Source organism: Pantoea sp. S-LA4, from assembly GCF_054482835.1.
Genome location: NZ_JBTLRC010000002.1, coordinates 744,576 through 769,013, shown reverse-complemented (window position 1 = coordinate 769,013; position 24,438 = coordinate 744,576). Strand labels below are relative to the sequence as shown.

24 protein-coding genes and 1 other annotated feature are annotated in these 24,438 nt (G+C 57.0%); of the genes, 10 read left to right on the top strand and 14 right to left on the bottom strand.

Annotated features, from left to right (window positions below; translation table 11 throughout):
* The first annotated feature begins 15 nt into the window (after positions 1 to 15).
* Positions 16 to 495 carry a Cys-tRNA(Pro)/Cys-tRNA(Cys) deacylase YbaK gene (gene ybaK, locus ACX3P5_RS04405; protein WP_233985079.1) on the top strand — a complete coding sequence of 160 codons (480 nt, stop codon included), beginning with the start codon at positions 16 to 18 and terminating at the stop codon, positions 493 to 495.
* Here ybaK and ACX3P5_RS04400 read toward each other — a convergent pair.
* Entirely contained in the window at positions 492 to 1,361 is an 870-nt protein-coding gene (locus ACX3P5_RS04400) for a LysR family transcriptional regulator (protein ID WP_233988213.1), read from the bottom strand. The two genes, ybaK and ACX3P5_RS04400, sit on opposite strands and share 4 nt — an antisense overlap.
* A 90-nt stretch (positions 1,362 to 1,451) precedes the next feature.
* On the opposite strand from ACX3P5_RS04400, the gene ACX3P5_RS04395 reads away from it, so the two are divergent.
* Positions 1,452 to 1,883: a multidrug/biocide efflux PACE transporter gene (locus ACX3P5_RS04395; RefSeq protein ID WP_233985080.1), complete on the top strand. Its 432-nt coding sequence runs from the start codon at positions 1,452 to 1,454 to the stop codon at positions 1,881 to 1,883.
* Positions 1,884 to 1,917: 34 nt separating this feature from the next.
* Here the strand turns inward: ACX3P5_RS04395 and ushA are convergent, their stop codons facing one another.
* Positions 1,918 to 3,684: a bifunctional UDP-sugar hydrolase/5'-nucleotidase UshA gene (gene ushA / locus ACX3P5_RS04390; protein WP_458968334.1), complete on the bottom strand. Its 1,767-nt coding sequence runs from the start codon at positions 3,682 to 3,684 to the stop codon at positions 1,918 to 1,920.
* A gap of 284 nt (positions 3,685 to 3,968) precedes the next feature.
* Positions 3,969 to 4,139 (bottom strand): hypothetical protein, encoded by a 171-nt coding sequence (locus ACX3P5_RS04385; protein WP_233985082.1) that lies wholly within the window; start codon positions 4,137 to 4,139, stop codon positions 3,969 to 3,971.
* 20 nt (positions 4,140 to 4,159) lie between these two features.
* Here ACX3P5_RS04385 and ybaL point away from each other — a divergent pair, with 20 nt between their 5' ends.
* Positions 4,160 to 5,854: a YbaL family putative K(+) efflux transporter gene (ybaL, locus tag ACX3P5_RS04380; protein ID WP_233985083.1), complete on the top strand. Its 1,695-nt coding sequence runs from the start codon at positions 4,160 to 4,162 to the stop codon at positions 5,852 to 5,854.
* A 278-nt stretch (positions 5,855 to 6,132) separates the two neighbouring features.
* Here ybaL and ACX3P5_RS04375 read toward each other — a convergent pair whose 3' ends face one another.
* From ACX3P5_RS04375 to ACX3P5_RS04360, 4 genes are all read right to left on the bottom strand, one after another.
* Positions 6,133 to 7,434, bottom strand: coding sequence for an inosine/guanosine kinase (locus ACX3P5_RS04375; protein ID WP_233985084.1), 1,302 nt, complete (start codon positions 7,432 to 7,434; stop codon positions 6,133 to 6,135).
* A gap of 55 nt (positions 7,435 to 7,489) precedes the next feature.
* Positions 7,490 to 8,449, bottom strand: coding sequence for a ferrochelatase (gene hemH / locus ACX3P5_RS04370; RefSeq protein ID WP_094121395.1), 960 nt, complete (start codon positions 8,447 to 8,449; stop codon positions 7,490 to 7,492).
* A gap of 113 nt (positions 8,450 to 8,562) precedes the next feature.
* Positions 8,563 to 9,207: an adenylate kinase gene (adk, locus tag ACX3P5_RS04365; protein ID WP_233985085.1), complete on the bottom strand. Its 645-nt coding sequence runs from the start codon at positions 9,205 to 9,207 to the stop codon at positions 8,563 to 8,565.
* Positions 9,208 to 9,312: 105 nt separating this feature from the next.
* Positions 9,313 to 10,197, bottom strand: a complete 885-nt coding sequence (locus ACX3P5_RS04360) for a DUF6024 family protein (RefSeq protein WP_233985086.1) — start codon at positions 10,195 to 10,197, stop codon at positions 9,313 to 9,315.
* 186 nt (positions 10,198 to 10,383) lie between these two features.
* On the opposite strand from ACX3P5_RS04360, the gene ACX3P5_RS04355 reads away from it, so the two are divergent.
* Positions 10,384 to 11,253: a LysR substrate-binding domain-containing protein gene (locus ACX3P5_RS04355; protein ID WP_233985087.1), complete on the top strand. Its 870-nt coding sequence runs from the start codon at positions 10,384 to 10,386 to the stop codon at positions 11,251 to 11,253.
* Between the two features lie 159 nt (positions 11,254 to 11,412).
* Here the strand turns inward: ACX3P5_RS04355 and htpG are convergent, their stop codons facing one another.
* The 6 genes from htpG to ACX3P5_RS04325 all read right to left on the bottom strand — a co-directional run bounded on the left by htpG (position 11,413) and on the right by ACX3P5_RS04325 (position 17,705).
* Positions 11,413 to 13,287: a molecular chaperone HtpG gene (gene htpG, locus ACX3P5_RS04350; RefSeq protein ID WP_233985088.1), complete on the bottom strand. Its 1,875-nt coding sequence runs from the start codon at positions 13,285 to 13,287 to the stop codon at positions 11,413 to 11,415.
* A 97-nt stretch (positions 13,288 to 13,384) separates the two neighbouring features.
* A complete protein-coding gene (recR, locus tag ACX3P5_RS04345; RefSeq protein WP_031377861.1) occupies positions 13,385 to 13,990 on the bottom strand; it encodes a recombination mediator RecR in 606 nt (201 codons plus the stop codon).
* On the bottom strand, positions 13,990 to 14,322 hold the full coding sequence (locus ACX3P5_RS04340) for a YbaB/EbfC family nucleoid-associated protein (RefSeq protein WP_094121390.1): 333 nt from the start codon (positions 14,320 to 14,322) through the stop codon (positions 13,990 to 13,992). The genes recR and ACX3P5_RS04340 overlap by 1 nt, the downstream gene beginning before the upstream one ends.
* Before the next feature lie 55 nt (positions 14,323 to 14,377).
* Entirely contained in the window at positions 14,378 to 16,462 is a 2,085-nt protein-coding gene (gene dnaX / locus ACX3P5_RS04335; protein WP_458968333.1) for a DNA polymerase III subunit gamma/tau, read from the bottom strand.
* Positions 14,975 to 15,036, bottom strand: a sequence feature (DnaX frameshifting element). (Overlaps the previous gene by 62 nt.)
* Before the next feature lie 157 nt (positions 16,463 to 16,619).
* Positions 16,620 to 17,171, bottom strand: a complete 552-nt coding sequence (apt, locus tag ACX3P5_RS04330; RefSeq protein WP_233985090.1) for an adenine phosphoribosyltransferase — start codon at positions 17,169 to 17,171, stop codon at positions 16,620 to 16,622.
* Between the two features lie 144 nt (positions 17,172 to 17,315).
* On the bottom strand, positions 17,316 to 17,705 hold the full coding sequence (locus tag ACX3P5_RS04325; RefSeq protein ID WP_458968332.1) for a DUF454 family protein: 390 nt from the start codon (positions 17,703 to 17,705) through the stop codon (positions 17,316 to 17,318).
* 57 nt (positions 17,706 to 17,762) lie between these two features.
* Between ACX3P5_RS04325 and priC the strand changes: the two genes are divergently transcribed.
* From priC to rsmS, 3 genes are read left to right on the top strand one after another with little or no spacing between them, the layout of a single operon-like run.
* The gene (priC, locus tag ACX3P5_RS04320) at positions 17,763 to 18,293 is read left to right on the top strand and encodes a primosomal replication protein PriC (protein WP_233985092.1); all 531 of its coding nucleotides are present in this window, start codon (positions 17,763 to 17,765) and stop codon (positions 18,291 to 18,293) included.
* Between the two features lie 57 nt (positions 18,294 to 18,350).
* Positions 18,351 to 18,596, top strand: a complete 246-nt coding sequence (locus ACX3P5_RS04315) for a GlsB/YeaQ/YmgE family stress response membrane protein (protein ID WP_094122031.1) — start codon at positions 18,351 to 18,353, stop codon at positions 18,594 to 18,596.
* Positions 18,597 to 18,604: 8 nt separating this feature from the next.
* Positions 18,605 to 18,760, top strand: a complete 156-nt coding sequence (gene rsmS / locus ACX3P5_RS04310) for a pleiotropic regulatory protein RsmS (RefSeq protein WP_233985093.1) — start codon at positions 18,605 to 18,607, stop codon at positions 18,758 to 18,760.
* Here rsmS and acrR read toward each other — a convergent pair.
* Positions 18,757 to 19,395, bottom strand: a complete 639-nt coding sequence (gene acrR, locus ACX3P5_RS04305; protein ID WP_094122029.1) for a multidrug efflux transporter transcriptional repressor AcrR — start codon at positions 19,393 to 19,395, stop codon at positions 18,757 to 18,759. The two genes, rsmS and acrR, sit on opposite strands and share 4 nt — an antisense overlap.
* A gap of 142 nt (positions 19,396 to 19,537) precedes the next feature.
* On the opposite strand from acrR, the gene ACX3P5_RS04300 reads away from it, so the two are divergent.
* The 3 genes from ACX3P5_RS04300 to ACX3P5_RS04290 all read left to right on the top strand — a co-directional run bounded on the left by ACX3P5_RS04300 (position 19,538) and on the right by ACX3P5_RS04290 (position 24,437).
* Positions 19,538 to 20,734, top strand: coding sequence for an efflux RND transporter periplasmic adaptor subunit (locus ACX3P5_RS04300; RefSeq protein WP_233985094.1), 1,197 nt, complete (start codon positions 19,538 to 19,540; stop codon positions 20,732 to 20,734).
* A 16-nt stretch (positions 20,735 to 20,750) separates the two neighbouring features.
* Positions 20,751 to 23,906 (top strand): efflux RND transporter permease subunit, encoded by a 3,156-nt coding sequence (locus ACX3P5_RS04295; protein WP_233985095.1) that lies wholly within the window; start codon positions 20,751 to 20,753, stop codon positions 23,904 to 23,906.
* 276 nt (positions 23,907 to 24,182) lie between these two features.
* Positions 24,183 to 24,437 carry a type B 50S ribosomal protein L31 gene (locus ACX3P5_RS04290; RefSeq protein ID WP_233985096.1) on the top strand — a complete coding sequence of 85 codons (255 nt, stop codon included), beginning with the start codon at positions 24,183 to 24,185 and terminating at the stop codon, positions 24,435 to 24,437.
* Position 24,438: the final 1 nt, after the last annotated feature.

The following is a 24,438-nucleotide window of genomic DNA, read 5'->3' as shown; positions in this document are numbered from 1 at the left end:
CAGGAAGGGACCGGTATGACACCTGCGGTAAAATTGCTGGAAAAACAAAAAGTCAGCTTCACTCTGCACCCCTACGAACATGACAGTCACGAAACCCACTTTGGCGATGAGGCGGTGCGGAAACTGAATCTGGACGCACGTCAGGTGTACAAAACGCTGCTGGTGGCGCTGAATGGTGAAGCGAAACAGCTGGCGGTGGCGGTTACGCCGGTGTCGACCCAGCTCGATCTGAAAAAAGTCGCGAAAGCACTGGGCGCGAAAAAAGTGGATATGGCCGATCCGCTGCAGGCGCAGCGGGTGACCGGCTACCTGGTGGGCGGCATCAGCCCGCTGGGCCAGAAGAAACGGCTACCCACGGTGATCGATATTTCTGCTGCTGACTTTGCCACCATTTTTGTTTCCGGCGGCAAGCGCGGGCTCGATATAGAACTGGCACCGCAGGATCTGGCCCGCCTGCTGGCTGCGCCGCTGGCGGACATTGCCCGCCACGATTAAACCCGCGGCTGAGCGCACAGCTGATCGATCATCCAGCGTCCCGCCGGGCCCGGCGGGTTTCGGCGCGACCAGATCACCTCAACCGCGATATGCTGCGGCCAGCCCGGCAGTGGCAACTCCTGCAACACGCCGTGGCCAAACTGCTTTACCAGCCAGCGCGGCAGGATGCTCCAGCCAAAGCCCTGCTCCGCCATCTCCAGCAGGAGTAAATAGGTGGGTGCCGACCAGACCCGCCCCAGTGAGATCGGTTCCCGCTGCTCGACCCAGGTGTTCAGCCGCAGATGTCGTACCTCTTCAAGCTGACTTTCACTGACGGCGTTGAGCGTCGCCAGTGGATGATCGCGATGCAGATAGACGGCCATTTCCGCTTCCACCTGCAACCGTGCCACGGCGATATCCGCCGGCAGCGCGGGCTGCGCCCGGACCACGCCAAGGTGAACGCGTCCGGCCTGCAGCAGATCCAGCACATCGCCATCCTCTGCAATCATGCACTCCAGCTCAATCTCCGGGTAGCGCGCGTCAAACTGCTTGAGCAGATGTTCGTGATGATCCGTTTGCCAGAAGTCGGAAACGGCAAAACTTAATCGGGGCTCGACGCCCTGCGATAAACGTATCGCCAGCGCATCGAGCCGCTCACTGGCTGCCAGGATCTGCTGCACCTGCGGCAGGGCGCGTCGTCCCTGCTCGGTTAATATTGGCTGGCGTCCGCCACGATCAAACAGCACAAAGCCGAGATCGTCTTCTAAATTCGCTACCGCCGCACTGATGGTGGACTGGCTTTTTCCCAGCGCGCGGGCGGCGGCTGAAAACGAGCCGCTGGTGACGGTCTGAACAAACGCCTCAAGAGATTCCGGGGAGTAACGCATCTTATCCATCGCTTTTTTCGATAGGTATTCATTTTATTCTAGCATCCGGTGGTGAGAGAATGCGTGGCATAAACGAAGGAGAATGAAGCAATGCGTACCCGCTCAATCAAAGAACGTATTTTACATGCCGTCTGTTTTGAAACGCTGGCGATCCTGACCGTGTCGCCGCTGGCCGCCTGGGTAATGAATAAGCCGCTGTTTCAGATGGGATCGCTGGCCATTATGTTGTCCACCGTCGCCATGCTGTGGAACATGATCTACAACACCGGATTTGATCGACTGCATCCGCCGGGACAGAAGCGCAGCGCCGGCGTGCGCGTGCTGCACGCGCTGGGATTCGAAGGAGGATTTATTCTGATCGGCCTGCCGATTGCCGCCTGGATGCTGGATATTTCACTGTGGCAGGCTTTCCTGGTGGAAGTGGGCTTCTTCCTGTTCTTCCTGCCTTACACCATGGGCTATAACTGGATCTGGGATAAACTGCGCGAGCGCTGGATCAGCCGTAAATCCTGTCAGGCATAAAGAAAATCGGGAGGCGCTATGCCTCCCGAAACGTTCAGTGGGCCCGGGCTGTTTCATTCCCCCACGGCCAGATCCATGCCAGAATCATTTTGGGGTAGTTGCGTTTACGCGCTTTCTCCGCCGCCTCATCACGTTGCCTGATCTGCTCATCGGTAAGATGCACAACCTGGCCTTGTGGCTGATAGTCGCTGGCTTTGACCGGTGAGTGCGCCTTGATAAAGTCGCGCAGCACCTGCGCATCCTGCGCGCCGCTGTTAACGTAACCGGCATGGTTATCCAGTCGTGGATAGCCGTCGCCGCCCGCCGCATTAAAGCTGTTGGTGGCCATGCGATAGTGCTGTGTATCCTGCAGCGGCTTGCCGTTGATACGGATATTGCTGGCCTCTTTGCCGTCAGCCGTCAGGCTGATGCCCGCAAACTGGGCGTAGCCGCCTGAGTCAGGCTGGATATTGGCGACCACCGCCAGATATTTTTTGATCTCCGCACCGGTCAGGCTCACCGACACCACCTGATTGCCAAACGGCTGGACCTGCAGCAGATCGCGCCAGCTCAGTTTGCCCGATTTCAGAGAAGTTCGGATACCGCCGCCGCTCATCACCGCAAAGTCCGCTTTAGTGTGCGCCATCTGCGCGCGTAAAATCAGCTGGCCGAGATTGGTCTGCTCAAAGCGCACCTGCTCTTTTTCGCCATTAAAATCTCCCATTATGCTGCCGACGTTGACGGTCAGCTTCGCCTCAGCCCGTTTCTGAAACGGCATCAGCAGCTTCATCATGGCGCTGTTTTTCGGGATCTCCTGCTGCCAGGTGAGCCAGGTTTCGCTGCCGTCTGCGTTTTTCACCAGATGTTTGAGATTAACCGGCACCAGCTGATAGGACTCCAGCGTCACCTGACCATTACGGAAGGTGAAATCGCCGCGCCCGACATATTTGCCCCATTTCTCTGCCTGCATAATCCAGATGCCGTTCTGTTTATCGGGCTGGCAGGGCTGACCCGGCTGATAATTTTTTACGCTGACGTTCTCTTTTTCCATGCAGACCGCATCATGCGAGTGACCGCCGACAATCAGGTCAAGGGTCCCGGCCGGCAGGCTGCGCGCCAGGGTAACATCACCGATACCGTTGCTGCCGTGTTTGCCGTCGTCGTAGTGGCCCAGATGCGTCAGTGCGATAATCACGTCCGGCTTCTCGGTGGCGCGTAACTCAGCCACCGCTTTGACCGTCTCGGCGACGGGATCACGAAATTCGATATCGGTTAAGCCGGCCGGATTGGCCAGCCGTGCCGTATCAGGCGTGATCAGCCCCAGCACCGCAATTTTCAGGCCGAGACGATTGAACACCGCCCAGGGTTTGAACATCCGCTCGCCGCTGCTTTTCTGGTAGACGTTGGCGGCCAGCAACGGGAATCGCGCCCACTTCTCCTGCTTGCGCAGCACCGCAATCGGCTTATCAAATTCATGATTGCCGAGCGCCATCGCATCGTAGCCAATCAGGTTCATGCCACGGAAATCGGGTTCGGCATCCAGTTCATCCGACTCCGGCACGCCGGTATTTACGTCACCCGCCGAGAGAATTAACGCGCCACCGCCTTTGGCCTGCACCTCGTAGCGCAGGCTATCCATCAGCGTTTTCTGTGCTGCCAGACCATATTCACCCTGCGGATTAAACCAGAAGTGACCATGTTCATCATTGGTGTGCAGCAGGCTAAAACGGTACGTGCGGTCTGGCTCTGCAGCCTGAGAAAACAGCGGCATTAACGCCAGTACCAGCGCACCGCCCAATCCTGCCCATCGTGATAACAACACCGTTAATCTCCTTATTTCTCTCTGGCCGGTTTCTCTCTGCGGGTTCGCTGACCGGACTGCCCCACTGTTTCGCACATTATTCTGATGAACTCAAGGCCAACGCACACTGGGTGCGCGATTAACCCTAACCGGGGGCGCGTTTTCAGCGCGCCGTAAGCGGGCCCGGCAGGCTGAATCGTGAACTCCAGCGCAAAACCGCGCCAGGATAAGGTTTATCAGGCGGCCAGGCGCATTTTCCGGTTATTCGCGTCACGCTTAGGGCATTTAACGGCATGATTTTTTATTTAGCCGGCCCTTGATAAAGCGTCAATCCGGCCCATATTCTCGATAATCAGCCAAAACAGGCTTTCTGTTGCGTTTTCATCTCTTTTAATCGTTTTTTTCTGCTCTTCCCGCAAATTGCTCAGCGAAAGCGCCTGTTTTGCATTAAACTCATTTGTTACAAGCGGATACATTTGTATACAAGGAGACAGGCATGCATCACACCACACCGTTGATCACCACTATTGTCGGGGCGCTGGTTCTGGCCTTTCTCCTTGGGATGCTGGCAAACCGCCTGCGTATTTCACCGCTGGTCGGCTACCTGCTGGCGGGCGTGATGGCCGGCCCCTTTACGCCGGGTTTTGTCGCGGATACCAATCTCGCGCCGGAACTGGCGGAGCTGGGCGTGATCCTGCTGATGTTCGGCGTTGGCCTGCATTTTTCTATGAAAGATCTGATGTCGGTAAAGTCGATCGCCATTCCCGGTGCCGTCGCGCAGATCGCGGTGGCGACGTTACTGGGAATGGGGCTGTCATGGACGCTGGGATGGTCGTGGATGACCGGTCTGGTGTTTGGCCTCTGTCTCTCTACCGCCAGTACCGTGGTGTTACTGCGGGCATTAGAAGAGCGCCAGCTGATTGATAGCCAGCGCGGCCAGATCGCCATTGGCTGGCTGATTGTTGAAGACCTGGTGATGGTGCTGACGCTGGTACTGCTGCCCGCGATTGCCGGCATGATGGAACAGGGGAACGCCAGCGCCGGTTTGCTGGCGTGGGACCTGCTGTGGACCATCGGTAAAGTCGCCGCCTTTATGATACTGATGATGGTGGTCGGCCGCCGCGCCGTGCCCTGGATTCTTGCCCGCAGCGCCGCCACCGGCTCACGCGAGCTGTTTACGCTGGCGGTGTTAGCGCTGGCGCTGGGGATTGCCTTTGGCGCCGTTGAATTTTTCGATGTCTCATTCGCGCTCGGCGCCTTCTTTGCCGGTATGGTGCTGAACGAATCTGAACTGAGCCATCGTGCCGCCCGGGATACCCTGCCGCTGCGCGACGCCTTTGCCGTGCTGTTCTTCGTCTCGGTCGGTATGCTGTTTGATCCCGCCATCCTGGTGACGCAGCCGCTGGCGGTGCTGGGCGCGCTGGTGATTATTGTGGTGGGGAAATCGATGGCCGCCTGGCTGCTGGTGACGCTGCTGGGCCACTCCCGCCGCACCGCCTTAACTATCTCGGTCAGTCTGGCGCAGATTGGCGAGTTCGCCTTTATTCTCGCCGGACTCGGCATCTCGCTCGGCCTGCTCAGTGATGAAGGACGCAATCTGGTGCTGGCGGCCGCGATCCTGTCGATCATGCTCAACCCGATTCTGTTTACCCTGCTGGAGCGTTTTCTGGCGAAAACCGAAACCATCGAGGAGCAGACGCTGGAAGAAGCGATCGAGGAAGAGAAGCAGATTCCGGTGAATTTCTGCAATCATGCGGTGATTGTCGGCTATGGCCGGGTCGGTAGCCTGATCGGCCAGAAGCTGATTGAGGCCAACGTGCCGCTGGTGGTGGTTGAAAATTCCCGTCCACGCGTCGAAGCACTGCGCGAGCAAGGGATTAAAGCGGTGCTGGGCAATGCGGCACGCGCTGAAACCATGGAGCTGGCGCGGCTCGATTGCGCTCGCTGGCTGTTGCTGACCATCCCGAATGGCTATGAAGCGGGCGAAGTGGTCACCGCCGCGCGCGAGAAGCATCAGAATATCGAGATTATCGCCCGGGCCCACTATGACGATGAAGTGGAATATATCATGGAACGCGGCGCAACCCGTGTGGTGATGGGCGAACGTGAGATCGCCAGCAGTATGCTGCAAATCCTGCAGGATGAGATGACGCAGGGCGAAGATTTACAGCCCTGCGATGTCGTGCGCTGATTCATCTGGCCCGGCTAGCTGTGAGACCGTGACGGCACAGGGAACAGGGTCAGATCGGAAAGACGCTAAAGCCAATCCATGACCTGCCCGGCCCGCCCGATTACGCACCTCATCCCTGAGGTGCGCCCGTTGCCGGGCCAACGCGTAGCTTTTTTTATCCGGGCGGCGGGACGCTTTCCTCCTCTGACCCCGTTCCCTGCGCGTTGAGCTAATCCATCGCTGTCAGATTCAACCTGATTTGAGCTTGCCAACTGTCTGCAGCGCGGTAGCTGCCCGCTTTACCGATCCCAGTAGGACTCTTCCAGGCTGTCTTCCCGCTCCGGTAAGCCACGGGTTAAGCGTGGTGAATGCTGATTCAGCACCTGATAGCTAACGCGGTTGGCATACTTACACACCTGCGCCAGCGACGAATAGGTCAGATACGGACGCGCATGTTTGCTGGAGTTAGGGACGTTGAGGCGATGGTAGTTGTTGGCGGTAATGTCATGCAGTAACGCCGCCAGCGCGCCATCCCCGGCACCGTTGGTATTCATGATCTTCTCCGGTCCGCCCATGTAAGGCGCAATGTGCGAGAAAATCCGCAGCGGTTGCTGGCAATCCTGCTGGCGCATCACCCGGCTGAACTCATACTGGTTAAACTCAGCGATAGCGCCCGGCAACAGCGGATGGTTGGTTTTCCGTTTGAATTCGTCTTCGGTATAGCCCGCCATATACAGCCCGGTTGGTCCGGCGGTACAGAGCACCAGGTCGACCCACTCCAGCGCCATATCGGAGGCCAGCAGCGGATCGGCTTCGCCGGTCAGTGCCAGCGCTTCCTCTTCATTCATTGCCACGATCGTAACGTGCTCGCGCAGGAAGTCGCGCCAGAACTGCGGGTTATCGCCAATCACATGTTTGGTTCCCAGCGTCAGCACCACCGGCACATTATGACGTTTGGCGTACTCAATCGCCCGTAAGGTGGCCTGCGGCATCGGCTCGCCTTCCGCACAGCGCACCAGATAAGAGGTCAGCACCAGCGCCGAGGCTCCGGCAATCACCTCTTCCGGCACATTATCGGGATGCAGCTGGTTCATCTGGCCCGGGCTGATGGCGAAGGTTCGCTCACCGTTCTCACCAATCAGCGTAAAGCAGCGGCCAATCGCGCCGTCTACGCCCTGCAGGTAGTTGAGATCCATCCGGCTGGAGGTATTACACAGATAGCGATAGGCGTAGCCACCGATCTGGATGTTGTTGCACATCACGCCCAGCAGCACCGATCGATCATCGGCCAGCACCGAGAAGTTGTGCAGGGTATTGCCAATGGTACCGCCGGCAAACTGATGGGTAATCAGCGCATCGCGCATCAGTTCGTTGTAGAGCGCTTCCGCCACCGCATCGTCAATCACCAGTGAATGGCCGGCACTGAGGCCATAACGGGTCAGGAAAGCCTCATCAACTTTCGCTTCGATATCGACCAGCGTCTGATCGATACCAACCACCCAGCTTCCCGCATCAACGTCGTGTTGAGCAGGCTGTAACAGGGGATCGCGTGCGCTGACCGGGAAGTAGTGTTTGGATTTGCGTTTGCCGGGAAATTTCATGGGAATGCCGTCTGGAAAAACAGGCAGAGAATGATATCACACTCTCTGCCTTCGCTTAACGGCGTGCGCTGACCAGCTGGACCATCATTTCAATGTGGGCTTCGTCGGCGTTCAGGGCCGGAATGTACTCAAACTTCTCGCCACCGGCGTGCATGAAGATTTCGCAGTTTTCACCGCTGATCTCCTCCAGCGTCTCCAGACAGTCTGAAGAGAAGCCGGGGCTCATCACCTGTACGTGTTTGATCCCTTTGGCCGGCAGGCTTTTCATGGTTTCGTCGGTGTAGGGCATCAGCCAGGGTTCACGGCCAAAGCGCGACTGGAAGGTCAGCATGAACTGATCTTCTCGCAGGCCAAGCGCTTTGGTCAGTGCCGCGGTAGTGTCGGCACAGCGCTGAGGATAGTCATCGCCTTCATTAGCGAAGCGCTGCGGGATACCGTGGAACGACATCACCAGCAGATCGGGCTGACCGTGACGCTCAAAAGAGCGTTCAACAGAGGCCTTCAGCGCCGCGATATAGGCAGGATGCTCGGCGTAGTCGCGAATAAATTGCACTTCGGGCAACGAACGGTAATCTTTGAATACCGCGGTTAATCCATCCCACACCGCTGCCACCGTTGAGCAGGAGAACTGCGGATAAAGCGGCAGCACGATCAGGCGCGTCACGCCCTGCGCCATCAGCTTATCCACCGCGCTTTTCATGCTGGGATTACCGTAACTCATGCCAAGTTCGACCGGCATATCCACGCGCGCCGCCAGCGCATCACGCTGACGCTGGCTGTATACCAGCAGTGGCGAACCGCCTTCCATCCAGACTGAGGCGTAGAGCTTCGACACGCGCGGCGAGCGAAACGGCAGCACGACACCATTCAGAATCGGCCACCAGAGCCAGCGCGGGGTATCGACCACGCGAGGATCGCTTAAAAACTGTTTCAGATAGCGTTTAACAGCAGGTGTGGTTGGGGCGTCTGGCGTACCTAAATTAACCAGTAACACGCCGGGCTTATCTTGCCTCATTGTGATTCCTTGATGACGACGGGGATGCGTGAAAACGAGGAAATTGTAGCGGAATTAGTGGGAGGTAAAAGCAATTACTGCAAAAGGGGCCAGTAATACCGGCCCCGATACGCTTAGCCGAGGATCTTCGCCAGCTCAGCGCTTACTTCGGTCACCTTACGGGTGCCGTCGATTTTGTGATAAGCCGTGTGGCCTGCTTCCGCTTCTTTGCTGTAGTAAGCAATTAACGGCGCGGTCATCTGATGGTATTCCACCAGGCGCTTACGCACGGTCTCTTCCTGATCGTCTTTACGGGTGGTCAGCTCTTCGCCGGTCACGTCATCTTTGCCTTCCACTTTCGGTGGATTGAAAGTGACGTGGTAAACGCGGCCTGATGGCGCGTGAACACGACGGCCAACGATACGCTCAACGATCAGTTCGTCCGGTACCGCGAACTCCAGCACGTGATCCACGGTGATCCCGGCTTCTTTCATTGCATCCGCCTGAGGAATGGTGCGCGGGAAACCGTCCAGCAGGAAACCGTTTTTGCAGTCTTCCTGAGTGATACGCTCTTTAACCAGCGCAATCACCAGCTCATCGGTTACCAGTTTGCCAGCATCCATAATGGCTTTCGCCTGGTTGCCCAGCTCGCTGCCCGCTTTTACCGCTGCACGCAACATGTCGCCGGTGGAGATTTGCGGAATGCCGTACTTCTCCATGATGAATTGGGCCTGAGTCCCCTTACCTGCGCCCGGAGCTCCGAGCAGAATAATACGCATTGCGTAAATCCCCTTGCGAATCGCATTGATCTATCTTAGAAGGCGAAGAACATACCATTATGACCCGCTCATCACAAGGAAGGGCGCGGATCGCACCCGGCTACTTTACTGCCTTTCCGGCCCGATAACAGCGCCTGTCGACCTGCCCGCGCCTTTTTCAGATTTACCGCCAGCGCCAAACAGCACCTGCAATCGCTTACCCAACTGATGAGTCATATTGATGCTCTTTTTGCCGCTGCCGCGCACGTTGGCATTGAGCTGCAGCCGCGCCTGCTGAGGCCATTTCACCACATCCTCTGCGTCACACAGGCTGGTGATGATTGCCGGCGGCACGCTAAAGCTGGCAAAGGGTAAACCTGGCTGGTGGCTGGAGTGCAGCACCGGCGGACCAGCAAGCGACAGCGCATCCACGGTAGCGGCGTTGTAAGGCCGCCACTGCGGATCGTCAAAGCGCCGCAGCGCGTGGTTAACCGCCGTCAGAGTCAGTCCCTGCTCAAACAGACGCAGTTCACTGCGCACCAGGGTACTGAAGTCACAGGTGCGCAGCGCCACCAGCACCAGATCGCCACAGATCTCGGCATGACGATCCAGCCGGGTGACAAACAGATGCGCATCATCGATCAGGTTATGGTGCAGCACGCTGGCAAAACTTTCGCTCGCCTCAGTGACGCCCTGATTCTGGCAATCGCGCAGCGGGCGAACCCGGCCGTTCGGCAGATCGACGTGCGGTACCAGCATGATGTTGCCGGCCATCAGTGGAATTGCCGGCAGCACGTTAAGTTCGGTCACCGGATAGTGGGAGGCATAGCGGGTCTGATTGCGCGCCTGCTCCTGGCGCAGAAACAGCTGCGACAGCAGCACCCGTGCCACATGCAGCGAAGGGGCGAAGAAAAGATCAAACTGCTCCAGCTTGTAAAAACGTGACAGCGCCAGGCGCAGACGGTCGCGCGTCTCTGACGGCGTGGCAGAGGAAGAAGGGGCGTGTGCCATGGTTGTCTCGTTTTAGTTATGTTGCGAGGTAGCGGAGCGCGAAGTGAGGCGGAATCGCCGGAAAAAACACAGATAGTGGGCTGAGTCAACCCGCCAGAATCTGCCCTGTAGAGTAGGGCAATGCGGCTGGACTTTAAAATGATATAAATGAACAATCGCTGTTAGATTTTTAAACAGGGGATGAGGATGACCGGACTGCCACCGCTGAGAGCGCTGCACTATTTCCACCAGGCGGCATTACACAGCAGCTTTAGCGTGGCGGCGGATCGGCTGCACGTTACGCACAGTGCGATCAGCCACCAGGTTCGGCAGCTGGAGAGCTGGATGGGTAAGCCGCTGTTTGTCCGCGGCAACGGCCGGGTAAAGTTAACCTCACACGGTGAACGTTTGCTGCTGAGCTGCCATCAGGCGTTCAGTGAATTACTCAGCAGTTGCGAAACCATTCGTACCGACCTGCGCCAGCATATCAGCCTCTCCTGCGCCCCCAGTTTTTTATCACAGTGGCTGATTCCGCGCATCGCCAGCTTCTACCAGCGTTACCCGGAAATTGAGATCCGCTTTCAGCCGCTGACCGCGGTATCGCAGTTGCGCAGTGAACATATCGATGTGCTGATCCTGAGCCACGGCGAACCGCCTGAGGATGACATTGACGCCACGCTGGTCAGTGAAGATGAGATCGGTCCGCTGTGCGCGCCGCAGTTTGCCAGCCAGTTGCAAAACGGCAGCGATCTCTCCGCCCTGCCGCTGCTGCATGCTGATACGCGCCTGCACGCCTGGAGAGAGTGGGCGGAAAAAGCGGGCGTCAGTGGCGGTTTTAGCGGCGGTAAGCATTTTGACAGCCTGACGCTGGGTATTCAGGCGGCACGCAGTGGGCTGGGGATATTAATGGCGCCGCGCCTGCTGGTCCGGCAGGAGCTGGAAGATGGCACTCTGATGGCGCCGCTCGGGTTTGTCCGGGTTGAACGGGCCACCTGGATGATGACCAAACAGAGCCGGCGTCACGATCCGGCCATCAGCCTGTTCCGCGACTGGCTGCGTGAGGCTGCGCAGCCATAAAAAAAGCCGGTGATGATCACCGGCTTCAGAGAACTGACAAATTCACTGCTTTTTAACCCTGAAAGCCCGCTCACACTCAACGCTGAACGGCGTCAGCGTCAATGCGATGGGAGCAGGATATCTGCATTCAGGCCGATGAAAACCACCGGCCTGTTGTCATTATGCTGTCAGCAGCTGGTTCATGCGACGGATAAACTGGTTCGGATCGTCGAGGGTGCCGCGCTCAGCCAGCAGCGCCTGATCCAGCAGCAGTTCGATCCACTCGCCGAAGCGGGTTTCATCTTCGGTCTCCGCCACGCGTTTCACCAGCGAATGATCCGGGTTGATCTCGAAGATGTACTTCACTTCCGGCACGTCCTGACCGGCGGCGGCAAACAGCTTCGCCATCTGGGTGGTCATTTCGTTGGCATCGGTGGTAACGATGGCTGGTGTGTCGGTCAGACGATGGGTCAGACGCACCTCTTTCACCCGCTCGCCCAGCAGCGTTTTCACCCGCTCAACAAACGGCTCCAGCGCTTTTTCCGCCTCTTTCTGCTCTTCGGTCTCTTCATCCGCCAGCTTGCTCAGCGACTCATCGGCTTTGCTCACCGACTGGAAGGTTTTACCGTCGAACTCCGTCAGGTAGCTCATCATCCACTCATCGATACGATCGGAGAGCAGCAGCACTTCAATACCTTTCTTGCGGAACAGCTCAAGATGCGGGCTGCTCTTCGCGGCCGCATAGCTGTCTGCGGTGATGTAGTAAATCTTCTCCTGACCTTCCACCATCCGGCTGACGTAATCCTCCAGCGAAACGGTTTGCGCCGCGCCTTCGCTCTGGGTGGTGGCAAAGCGTAGCAGTTTAGCAATCGCTTCCTGGTTAGCGTGATCTTCTGCCGGACCCTCTTTTAGCACCAGACCGAACTCTTTCCAGAAGGTCTGATATTTTTCGCTGTCGTCTTTCGCCAGTTTTTCCAGCATCTGCAGGGTGCGTTTGGTCAGCGCGCCGCGCAGGCTCTGGGTCACACGGCTATCCTGCAGGATCTCACGGGAGACGTTCAGTGGCAGATCGTTAGAGTCGATCAGACCGCGCACAAAGCGCAGGTAGTTCGGCATGAACTGCTCGGCGTCGTCCATGATAAAGACGCGCTGTACGTAGAGTTTCAGGCCGTGCTTGTGATCGCGGTTCCACATATCGAACGGGGCACGCGCCGGGATGTAGAGCAGGCTGGTGTACTCCTGCTTGCCTTCCACCCGGTTGTGGCTCCAGGCGACCGGATCGCTGAAGTCATGGGCAATGTGCTTGTAGAACTCGTGGTACTCTTCGTCGCTGATCTCAGACTTGTTGCGGGTCCACAGCGCCTGGGCTTTGTTGATTTTTTCCCAGCTGGTGCTGCCGCTCTCTTCATCTTTGCTTTCGATTTCAACCGGCAGCGCAATGTGATCGGAATATTTGCTGATGATGCTGCGAACGCGCCACGCGTCGAGGAACTCATCTTCACCTTCGCGCAGGTGCAGGGTAATTTCGGTGCCGCGATCGGCTTTCTCGATATCAGCCAGGGTATATTCGCCCTCACCCGCCGATTCCCAGTAAACGCCTTCGTCAGCTGACGCACCGGCTGCACGGGTGCGAACCGTGACCTTATCCGCCACGATAAATGCGGAGTAGAAGCCGACCCCGAACTGACCAATCAGCTGGCTGTCTTTGGCCTGATCGGAACCCAGTGATTCCAGAAACGCTTTGGTGCCCGATTTAGCGATGGTCCCGAGGTTCTCAATCACCTCGTCGCGACGCATACCGATACCGTTGTCGCTCAGCGTCAGGGTGCGGTTGTCCTTGTCAACAGAGAGACGGACGCGCAGTTCGCCGTCACCTTCATACAGGCTGGCATCAGACAGCGCACGGAAACGCAGTTTGTCTGCCGCATCCGAGGCGTTGGAAATCAGCTCACGCAGGAAAATCTCTTTGTTTGAATAGAGAGAATGGATCATCAGGTGCAGAAGTTGTTTTACTTCTGACTGAAAGCCACGGGTCTCTTGTCCTTTCATGGTCATTGCTACCTCAACAAAACAGGTTGAACAAACGTTGAGGTTGATGTGGGGATGACGGCGAGGTTTTCAAGCCGGTGTCTGTCACAACACCGGCAAGTGATTAAAATTTAATCTTGTGACGTCCGGCCAGTGAATGGGACAGCGTGGTGCCATCGACCATCTCCAGCTCACCGCCAACCGGGACACCGTGGGCGATGCGGCTGGCGTCAACGCCATACTGACCGCACAGCTCTGCAATGTAGTTGGCGGTCGCTTCCCCTTCCACCGTGGGATTGGTGGCGAGGATCACTTCCTGAATGGTTTCACTCTCCAGCCGCTGCTCCAGGCGATCCAGACCGATATCGGCCGGACCAATGCCATCCAGCGGCGACAGGTGTCCCATCAGCACAAAGTAACGACCGGCAAACTGGCCCGTTTGCTCAATGGCGTGAATATCCGCCGGACTCTCCACCACACAGATCAGTCCATTCTGCTGACGCCGTGGATTGGCGCAGATGGTGCAGATCTCCTGCTCGGTGAAGGTACGGCAATCGGCACAGTGACCGATCTCTGACATCGCCCGGGTCAGCGCCTGTGCCAGGCGCATCCCGCCGCTGCGATCGCGTTGCAGCAGCTGAAACGCCATGCGCTGCGCCGATTTCGGCCCAACGCCGGGCAGACAGCGCAGCGACTCCATCAGTGATTCAAGCAGTGGGCTGGTTTGCATCAGAACGGCATCTTGAAGCCTGGTGGCAGCTGCATACCGGAGGAGACAGAAGCCATCTTCTCTTTCTGGGTTTCATCAATGCGGCGTGCGGCATCGTTGAACGCCGCAGCGATCAGATCTTCCAGCATATCTTTGTCATCTTCCAGCAGGCTGGGATCGACTTCCACGCGGCGGCAGTTGTGCGCACCGTTGATGGTAACCTTCACCAGGCCTGCGCCTGATTCACCGGTCACTTCCAGCGCGGCGATCTCTTCCTGAACCTTAGCCATTTTGTCCTGCATCTGCTGGGCCTGTTTCATCAGGTTGCCCAATCCGCCTTTACCACCAAACATAGTTTTCTCTCTCAGCTGAGGCCACAACGCTATCGTTGAGATAGCGGCAGCGTGTTCAAACAGGTCGGATACTCTCCTCATCCAGATCGGCGTCAAAAAACCGCTGTAACGTCTGAATGTGGGTATCACAGGTGATCGACTGACGCGCCTGCGCCAGCTTCTCTTCGTAAATGGCCTGACGCCACTCCAGTGGCGTCAACACCGTTGAATTATCGTCTTCAACCACCGAGAGTTCAACTCCCTGCCCGGCGGCTTCACTCAGGGCGGCACTCAACACCTGCTGAGCGGACGCCGAATTGAGGTGGCGCTGGCTGGAACGCAGATGCAGGATAACCCCGGTTTCGGTGGTCTCTTTCCATGCGTTCAGCGCCAGCTGCTGCACCAGCTTAGGCAACGGCAGAGCGGCAATTTCCGCCGCCCAGGGATCGCGCTGCTGGGCTTCTTCCGCCAGGCGCGCCGCCAGCTCAGGGGTTTTCTCATGCTCCAGCGCAGAACGCAAGGCCTTTGGCGTGGCGACCGGTTCGGCCACCACCACCGGCTGAGTCTGCGCTTTCCAGCGATAGGCCTCTTCTTTTACCGGTGCCGCAGGCTCCCGCTCGCGGATACGCTGCTGGCTGCGCTCGGTAACCGAGGCCAGCCGCTCCAGCGCGGAGTTGGCCGGCCGCGCACCTGGCGCCGCCGGCTCACTCTTTTTTGGTTTGTTCGCTCCCTGACGCAACAACTGGGTGCGCGCCTGCAGGAGCTGACTGGTGGAACTGGAAAGCGCGCTATCGGCGGTCGGCGCTGGCGCAGCGGTCGGTGACTGTGGCACCGGCTCCGGCGCGGCCATCTGCGGCTGTGCCGCGACCGGCTGCTGTGCCGCCGGTGACGGTGCTGAAGAAGATGGTGCTGCCGTACGCACTGGCGATGGCGGTGGCGTCGCAGAGGATTGCGACGGCACTACCGAGGGCCGGGGCTGCGCCGCGGCCTGCGGTGACGGCGGCTGTTCCGTCGGTGGTACCGGCGCTGATTGCTGGGTTAACGCCGGGCGGGCAATCGGTTCAGCCACCGCAGCTTTGGGATGAAACGCCAGTGCGCGCAGCAGCGTCATCTCTACACCCATCCGGCGATCGGGCGCAATCGGCAGATCTTTGCGGCCCATCAGTAAGGTCTGATAATAGAGCTGCAGATCGGCAGGCGGCACCACGCGCGCCAGCTCACGCAGCCTGAGCGCGTTGCTTTCGTCATCGTCGTTCAGCGAGGTTGGCAGCAGTTGCACCATCGCAATCTGGTGCAGTAAGCGCAGCATTTCAACCAGCAGCGCTTCCCACTCCACGCCGCGCGATGCGGCCTGACTCAGCAGCGACATCACCTGCTGACCATCACCATCGACCAGCGCTTCCAGCAGGCCGAGCGGCTGCTCGTCGTCCAGCGTGCCGAGCATAGCGCTGACCGTGGTGCTGGTCACGGCACCCTGCCCCATCGCGATCGCCTGATCGGTGAGACTCAGGGCATCACGCATACTGCCGTCAGCGGCGCGGGCCAGCAACTGCAGCGCCCGCGTTTCGCTGTCGATCTGCTCCTGCTGCAGAACATGCTCAAGCTGCTGACGGATCTGATCGACATCCAGCGCTTTGAGATGAAACTGCAGGCAGCGGGAGAGGATCGTCACCGGCAGTTTCTGCGGATCGGTGGTCGCCAGCAAAAATTTAACGTGTGACGGTGGCTCTTCCAGCGTTTTCAGCAACGCATTGAAGCTGTGGCGCGACAGCATGTGTACTTCATCAATCAGATAGACTTTGAAGCGGCCGCGCGCCGGTGCGTACTGCACATTGTCGAGCAGATCGCGGGTGTCTTCGACTTTGGTACGCGACGCGGCATCGATCTCGATCAGATCGACAAAACGGCCCTGCTCGATCTCCCGGCAATTATCACACTGTCCACAGGGCGTGGCGGTGATTCCGGTTTCGCAGTTAAGGCCCTTAGCCAGCAGACGCGCAATGGTGGTTTTCCCTACGCCGCGTGTGCCGGAGAAGAGATATGCATGGTGGATACGTCCCAGAGACAATCCATTCGCCAGCGCCGTCAGAACATGTTCCTGACCGACAACATCAGCAAAAGCCTGGGGACGCCATTTTCGCGCAAGTACCTGATAGCTCATGTGGATTCGACGAAGTTGGATGGAAAAGATGAGCGCAGACGCTCTGCAACCCCTGTACAGGATTGCAGTAGTCTAACAGCTACGCTTTTGCCTGGCACTCGTTATCTTGAACGAGAAGGCGTGACGACCCTGCCGCATGACAGGGTCGAAAAAAGGCTTAATGGCCGGGGAAATTGACCAGGCTGTAGCTCTCAACACCGAGGGCTTTCAGACGCGTTTCACCGGTCAGATCGAACAGGTTAATAATGAAAGCGGCATCCCGGACTTCGCCGCCTGCGCGACGAATCAGTTTGACGGTGGCTTCTATGGTGCCGCCGGTCGCCAGCAGATCGTCCACCACCAGCACCACGTCGCCCGGCTGAATCGCATCTTTGTGCAGTTCCAGCCGATCGGTGCCGTACTCCAGCTCGTAAGCCTCGCTGTAGGTTTCACGCGGTAGCTTACCCGGCTTACGCACCGGGACAAACCCTACGCCCAACCCTAACGCCACTGGCGCGCCGAACAGAAAACCGCGCGCTTCGGTGCCGACCACTTTAGTGATGCCTTTATCACGATAGCGCTCAACCAGCAGCGCAATTGACGCGGCATAGGCTTTAGGATCTTCCAGCAGACTGGTCACGTCACGAAACAGGATGCCCGGCTTCGGATAATCAGGAATGCTTTTAATGCTGTTTTTAATGAATTCAAGCTGCTGCGCAGTGTCGGTCATAATGATACGCCTGGTAAAAAATTCTGTTTCGCGCAGCTTCAATAGCGCCAATACCTGGTAAAAGGCTCAGCGGAAGTCAATTCACAAAGGGAAGCCACGCACGAAGACGCCCAAATCTAAGCAAATGACCGGATAAATGCAACTTTATCGCGGCGGTGGCGGCGCATCCGCTGTTTCTGACACCACCGGAATCCGCCACATAAACAGCAGCAGTATCGTCAGCATCACCAGCAGCAGAATCCGTATCCACCACAGATGGACCAGCGCAATTGAAATGGCAAAGGTCACCACAATCAGGCAGATAGCGCGCCCTTTCGCACCGGGCGGCATGGCGCGATGCTGCTGCCAGTGGCGCAGATAACGCCCGAACGGCGAGCGCCACAGCAGCCAGTGATGAAAGCGCGGCGATGAGCGGGCAAAGCACCAGGCGGCCAACAGCATAAATGGCGTGGTGGGTAATAATGGTAATACAATGCCCAGGGTCCCCAGCACAATCGCCAGCCAGCCGAGGGTTAATAACAGAATGCGTTGCATGAATGCCGCCCAACTCTTTCCTCATCCGCCTACGTTAGCACAACGGAGCCTGACGGCATGAGCGCGATCTCCGCACAACAGCGTCTGCAGCAGGCACTTATTGCGCTACGTCAGGATATCGCGGCACATCCCGACGGACACTGTCGCCTGCCGCGCTTCGACAGTCAGCTGTTCCGCACCAAAGGAACCCGCCTCGCCGACTATCTGGCTGAGGTGGAGCAGAATTTTACCCGGCTATGCGACAGCGCCAGCGATCTGGTCCGTAGCGCCTGGCTGGCCGAACGACTGGTCGATCAGGTGGCGGCATTGCAGCGTGAAGCGAGCACCCAGCAGCTGCGTACCCGGCGTGAAAAGCCACTGAGCAATCCTCGCGCCGTCAAATATCAGGAATATCGTGAATATGAGCGGCGGCTGCTGGCGATGATTGATCAGCGCGAACAGCGACTGGCGCTGGCGGAAACGCTGGCGGTTCAGCATCAGCTGAAGCAGGATCTGGAGACATTAGAGGGCCGTCTGGCACGCTGTCGGCAGGCGATTCGCTCGGTAGAATGGGCATTATCGCTGCGCGGCGGTCAGCAGGAGGAATAAAGCGCAGCGGCAAAAAAGCGCTTCTATACTCGATAGGGTTCGGCACGGAGAAAAATAATGGGTTTACTGATCTGGCTACTCTGCGGATTGCTGTTAGGGTTGCTTAAACGCATCGTGATGCCGGGCCGGCCGGGTGGCCTGTTTGCGACTCTGACGCTGTCGATGATTGGCGCGCTGATTGGCGGATACATTGCCAGCTATTTTGAACTGGGTAGCCTGGCGACGCTGCACATCGGCGCATTAGGCATGGCGATTGCCGGTTCCCTGTTAATGCTGCTGGTGGCAGCGAAACTGCGTATATAGGAGGAGAGATGTCACTGGAGAATGCCCCGGATGACGTTAAACTGGCGGTGGATCTGATTCAGTTACTGGAAGAGCATCAGCTGCCGGTTGAAACCGTGCTGTCGGCGCTGGCAATAGTGCAGCGTGATTTTGAGAACAAACGTGACCGCCAGCCACCGGCTTAGCCGCGGGCGGTCAGGGTCGGGCTGAGGCGCAGCATATCGATAAAGGCATCCACCAGCGCAGGCGCATCGCCGGCTAAATCGAAACTTTCTGGCGTAAACAGCCAGCTTTCCATCATGCCATTAACGTAACCGCGCATAATCAGCGCCGCCTGGCGCGTATTGAGGCTACCCGGAAGCTGTTCCGCTTCGATGCACTGACGCAGCACATCTTCAATTTTGTCGTAGCATTCGAGCAGTAAGCTCTGCTGGATATTCTTCAGCGCCGCCATCTCGCCAACAAACTCGCATTTATGGAAAATAATCTCCATCAGTGCGCGGCGTTGCGGATCGTTTGCTGTTGCGTCAAAGATATAGACCAACATGGCGCGTAAAACAGAGAGTGGATCGCCGGGATATTTTGTTTGATACTCAAGTTCCACATTATCCAGCCCGGCATCACAGCGAAGCCAGATTTCATGCAAAACATCAGCTTTGTTTTTGAAATGCCAGTAGATGGCTCCCCGCGTGACGCTGGCCGCTGAAGCAATATCCGCCAGTGAAGTGGCAGAAACGCCCTGTTGTGAAAACAGGATGACGGCGGCATCGAGAATTTGATGCCGTGTTTCAAGTGCTTGCGCTTTGGTTTTTCGTGCCATAGGGGGCTTTTTTTACAGACGTGTAAGTTTACATACATTTGTGAATGTATGTACCATAGCATGACCCGCGATTTGACGCAGCAATGGGTTCTTCGGATTGTGATCCATTGATCAATTGATATCGGACACTAGAGGTTTATTTATGAATAAAATCAGAGGATTATCGCCTCTGGCGGCCGTCCTGATGCTATCAGGCAGCTTTTTGTTAACAGGATGTGATAACAATAAATCCGAACAAGCCGCCCAACAACAGGCGCCAGAAGTGGGCGTTGTCACCTTAAAAGCCGAACCGCTGAAAATTTCCACCGAACTGCCTGGCCGTACCTCTGCATATCGCGTGGCTGAAGTCCGTCCTCAGGTTTCCGGTATCATTCTGAAGCGTAATTTTATTGAAGGCAGCGATGTCAAAGCGGGTCAGTCGCTTTATCAGATCGATCCTGCAACCTACCAGGCCGCTTATGACAGCGCAAAAGGCGATCTGGTGCAGGCAGAAGCCAATGCCCGTATCGCCCAACTGACCGTTAAACGTTATAAGCCGCTGCTGGGCACCAAATATATCAGTCAGCAGGATTATGACACTGCCGTGGCTACCGCCGCGCAAAACGATGCCGCGGTTCAGGTCGCCAAAGCCAACGTTGAGACGGCCCGTATTAACCTGGCCTATACCAAAGTTACCTCCCCTATCAGCGGCCGCATCGGCAAATCATCGGTCACCGAAGGTGCGCTGGTGCAGAGCGCGCAAACCACCGCGCTGGCCACCGTGCAACAACTCGATCCAATGTACGTTGACGTCACCCAGTCGAGCGAAGATTTCATGCGCTTACGTTCCGAACTGGAGTCAGGTCAGCTGAAGCAGAACGATGGGAAAGCCAACGTGACGTTGCTGATGCAGAACGGCAGCAGCTACGCCCAGCCGGGTACGCTGGAGTTCTCTGACGTGACCGTTGATGAAACCACCGGTTCTATTACCCTGCGCGCCATCTTCCCGAACCCGAACCATGTGCTGTTACCTGGCATGTTTGTTCGCGCCCGTCTGGATGAAGGCACCAACCCAAGCGCGCTGCTGGTACCGCAACAGGCGGTCACCCGTACGCCAACAGGTCAGGCGACCGTGATGGTCGTGGGTGCGGATAATAAAGTGGAATCACGTACCGTGACCGCCACGCAAGCAATTGGCGATAAGTGGTTAGTGACCGACGGTGTGAAAGCAGGTGAACGTGTGATCAGTACCGGTCTGCAACGCGCCAAGCCGGGTGCACAGGTTACTCCACAAGAAGTCTCAGACGATGCTAAAGCTGCGCCCGATGCAAAGTCGCAGTCTGATAAGTCATCGTCATAACAGGAGCCGTTGATTCATGGCTAAGTTCTTTATCGATCGCCCCATCTTTGCGTGGGTGCTCGCCATCATCATCATGATGGTCGGTGCGCTATCGATTCTCAAACTGCCGATCGAGCAATATCCCAATGTTGCGCCGCCGGCGATTGAGATTCAGGCCACCTACCCAGGTGCGGATGCGAAAACACTGCAGGATTCGGTGACCCAGGTCATCGAACAGAATATGAACGGCATCGACGGACTGATGTATATGTCCTCGAGCAGCGACTCATCCGGTACTCTGACCCTGACTATCTCGTTTGAGTCCGGCACCGATCCGGATATTGCGCAGGTTCAGGTGCAGAACAAACTGCAACTGGCGACGCCGTTACTGCCGCAGGAAGTGCAACAGCAGGGGATTCAGGTTAAAAAATCTTCCAGCAGCTTCCTGATGGTGGCCGGTTTCATCAGTGATGATGACAATATGACGCAGAATGATATTTCTGACTATATTGCCTCTACCATCAAAGATCCGCTTAGCCGTACCAAGGGCGTGGGTGACACTCAGGTGTTTGGTGCCCAGTACGCAATGCGTATCTGGATGGACCCGCACAAGCTGAACAACTACAACCTGACGCCGGTTGATGTGATCAGTGCGCTGAATACTCAGAATACCCAGGTAGCAGCCGGTCAGCTCGGTGGTACACCACCGGTGCCAGGCCAGCAGCTGAACGCCTCTATCATTGCGCAAACCCGTCTGACCTCTACCGATGAGTTCGGCAAAATTCTGCTCAAGGTGAATGAGGATGGCTCGCAGGTGCGTCTGCGTGACGTGGCGAAGATTGAACTCGGCGCTGAAAACTACGATATCGTAGCCCGTTATAACGGCAAACCGGCTTCCGGTATCGGTATCAAACTGGCGACCGGCGCCAATGCGCTCGATACCGCTAACGCGGTGAAAGCTGAACTGGCCCGGATGCAGTCTACGTTCCCGGCCGGTATGAAGGTTGTTTATCCTTACGACACCACCCCATTTGTGAAGATCTCCATCTTCGAAGTGGTGAAAACGCTGTTAGAAGCGATTGTGCTGGTGTTCCTGGTAATGTACCTGTTCCTGCAGAACTTCCGCGCCACGCTGATCCCGACGATCGCCGTGCCGGTGGTGCTGTTAGGTACCTTCGCCGTTATCAGCGCCTTTGGCTATTCAATAAACACCCTGACAATGTTCGCGATGGTGCTGGCTATCGGCCTGCTGGTGGATGACGCCATCGTGGTGGTCGAGAACGTTGAGCGCGTCATGGCGGAAGAGGGACTGCCGCCAAAAGAAGCGACCAAACGGTCAATGGAGCAGATTCAGGGCGCACTGGTCGGTATCGCCCTGGTGCTGGCAGCCGTATTTATCCCGATGGCCTTCTTTGGGGGTTCAACCGGGGTTATCTACCGCCAGTTCTCTATTACTATCGTTTCGGCGATGGCCCTGTCGGTGCTGGTTGCGTTCATTCTGACGCCAGCGCTGTGTGCCACCATGCTGAAGCCGGTTAAAAAAGGCGAACACGGCCAGACCACCGGTTTCTTCGGCTGGTTTAACCGTATGTTCGATAAGAGCACTAACCACTATGTGGATAGCGTAGGCCATATCGTTCGCAGCACCGGCCGCTATATGCTGATCTATCTGGTGATTGTGGTGGGCATGGCGTTTCTGTTCCTGCGCTTACCGACCTCATTCCTGCCGGAAGAGGACCAGGGCTTGCTGCTGGCACAGGCGCAGTTGCCTGCTGGCGCAACCCAGGAACGTACCCAGAAAGTACTGGACCAGGTGACCGATTACTTCCTGACGAAAGAGAAGGATTCGGTGAAGTCGGTGTTTACCGTTAACGGCTTTGGTTTTGCCGGCCGTGGACAGAATACCGGTATCGCCTTCGTCAGCCTGAAGCCGTGGGATGAGCGTGGCAGCAGCGATCTGAAAGTGCCGGCGATTGCGGGCCGTGCCATGCAGGCGCTGGGCGCGATCAAAGATGCGATGGTCATTCCATTCAACCTGCCCGCGATTATCGAACTGGGTAATGCTACCGGCTTCGACTTTGAGCTGATTGACCAGAATAACCTGGGTCACGAAAAGCTCACCGAAGCACGTAATCAGCTGTTCGGTATGATCGCTCAGCATCCGGATACGCTGGTCGGCGTACGTCCTAACGGCATGGAAGATACACCGCAGTACAAGCTGATTATCGATCAGGAGAAAGCGCAGGCACTGGGCGTTTCCCTGAGTGATATCAACACTACGCTGGCGGCCTCGTGGGGCGGCTCTTACGTCAATGACTTCATCGACCGCGGTCGCGTGAAGAAAGTGTACGTAATGGGACGTGCGGATTCCCGTATGCTGCCGGACGACATTGGTAAGTGGTATGTGCGCAACAGCAGCGGAACCATGGTGCCCTTCTCTGCCTTCTCGTCAGCAAAATGGCAATATGGTTCACCGCGTCTTGAGCGTTACAACGGTCTGCCAGCGATGGAGATCCTCGGACAGGCTGCGCCAGGTAAGAGCTCCGGTACGGCAATGGATCTGATGGAAGAGCTGGCCTCGAAGCTGCCTGCCGGTATCGGTTATGACTGGACCGGAATGTCCTATCAGGAACGGCTGTCAGGCAACCAGGCGCCGGCGTTGTATGCCATCTCGCTGATTGTGGTCTTCCTCTGTCTTGCGGCGTTGTACGAGAGCTGGTCGATTCCGTTCTCCGTTATGCTGGTGGTGCCACTCGGGGTCATCGGTGCACTGATCTTCACTACGCTGCGTGGATTAAGTAATGACGTCTACTTTGTGGTGGGGTTACTGACAACCATTGGCCTCTCGACGAAGAACGCCATCCTGATCGTCGAATTTGCTAAAGATCTGATGGATAAAGAGGGCAAAGGATTGGTTGAGTCGACGCTGGAAGCCTGTCGTATGCGTCTGCGTCCTATCCTGATGACCTCGCTGGCGTTTATTCTCGGCGTACTGCCACTGGCGATCAGTACCGGTGCCGGTTCAGGTTCGCAGAACGCCGTCGGTACCGGCGTGGTCGGTGGTATGGTTACCGCGACCTTACTGGTTATCTTCTTCGTTCCGGTGTTCTTCGTGGTGGTCCGTCGCCGCTTTAATAAGAACAAATCGGAAATCGAAAAAGGTCACCCGGTTGAACACAACCCGACTCACTAATGCTTACTGAGTAGTGAAAAGGTAAAAGGCCGCGCAAGCGGCCTTTTTTATTTCTGTTTGCCGGACGGCGGCTGTCTGGTTTTCCCTTTTGCTGCGCTGACGCTTTTGCCCCGACCTTTGCCTGTACCTGGCCTTTCCTGCTCCGCTCCTCTTTTTCTGCGCCAACATTACTACGCCGTTGCCTGCCCTTGCGGCTTCCGATCCTGCCGACGGTTGCAATCCCGGTAAACCCGGCGCATAATATTGTTATATTATAACATTACATAGGTGAGTATTATGAAAGCGAATATCCATCCCGACTATCGCCATGTGGTTTTCCATGACACCTCGGCGGACGTCTGGTTCAAAATCGGTTCGACCATCCGCACTGACCGCACCGTGGAATTTGAAGGCGAAACCCTGCCTTACGTCACGCTTGATGTGTCGTCAGCCTCGCATGTGTTCTATACCGGTAAGCAGAAAGATTTTGCCAAAGAGGGCAGTACCGCACGCTTTAACCAGCGTTTTGGTCGCTTTCTGGGCCGTAAGTAAG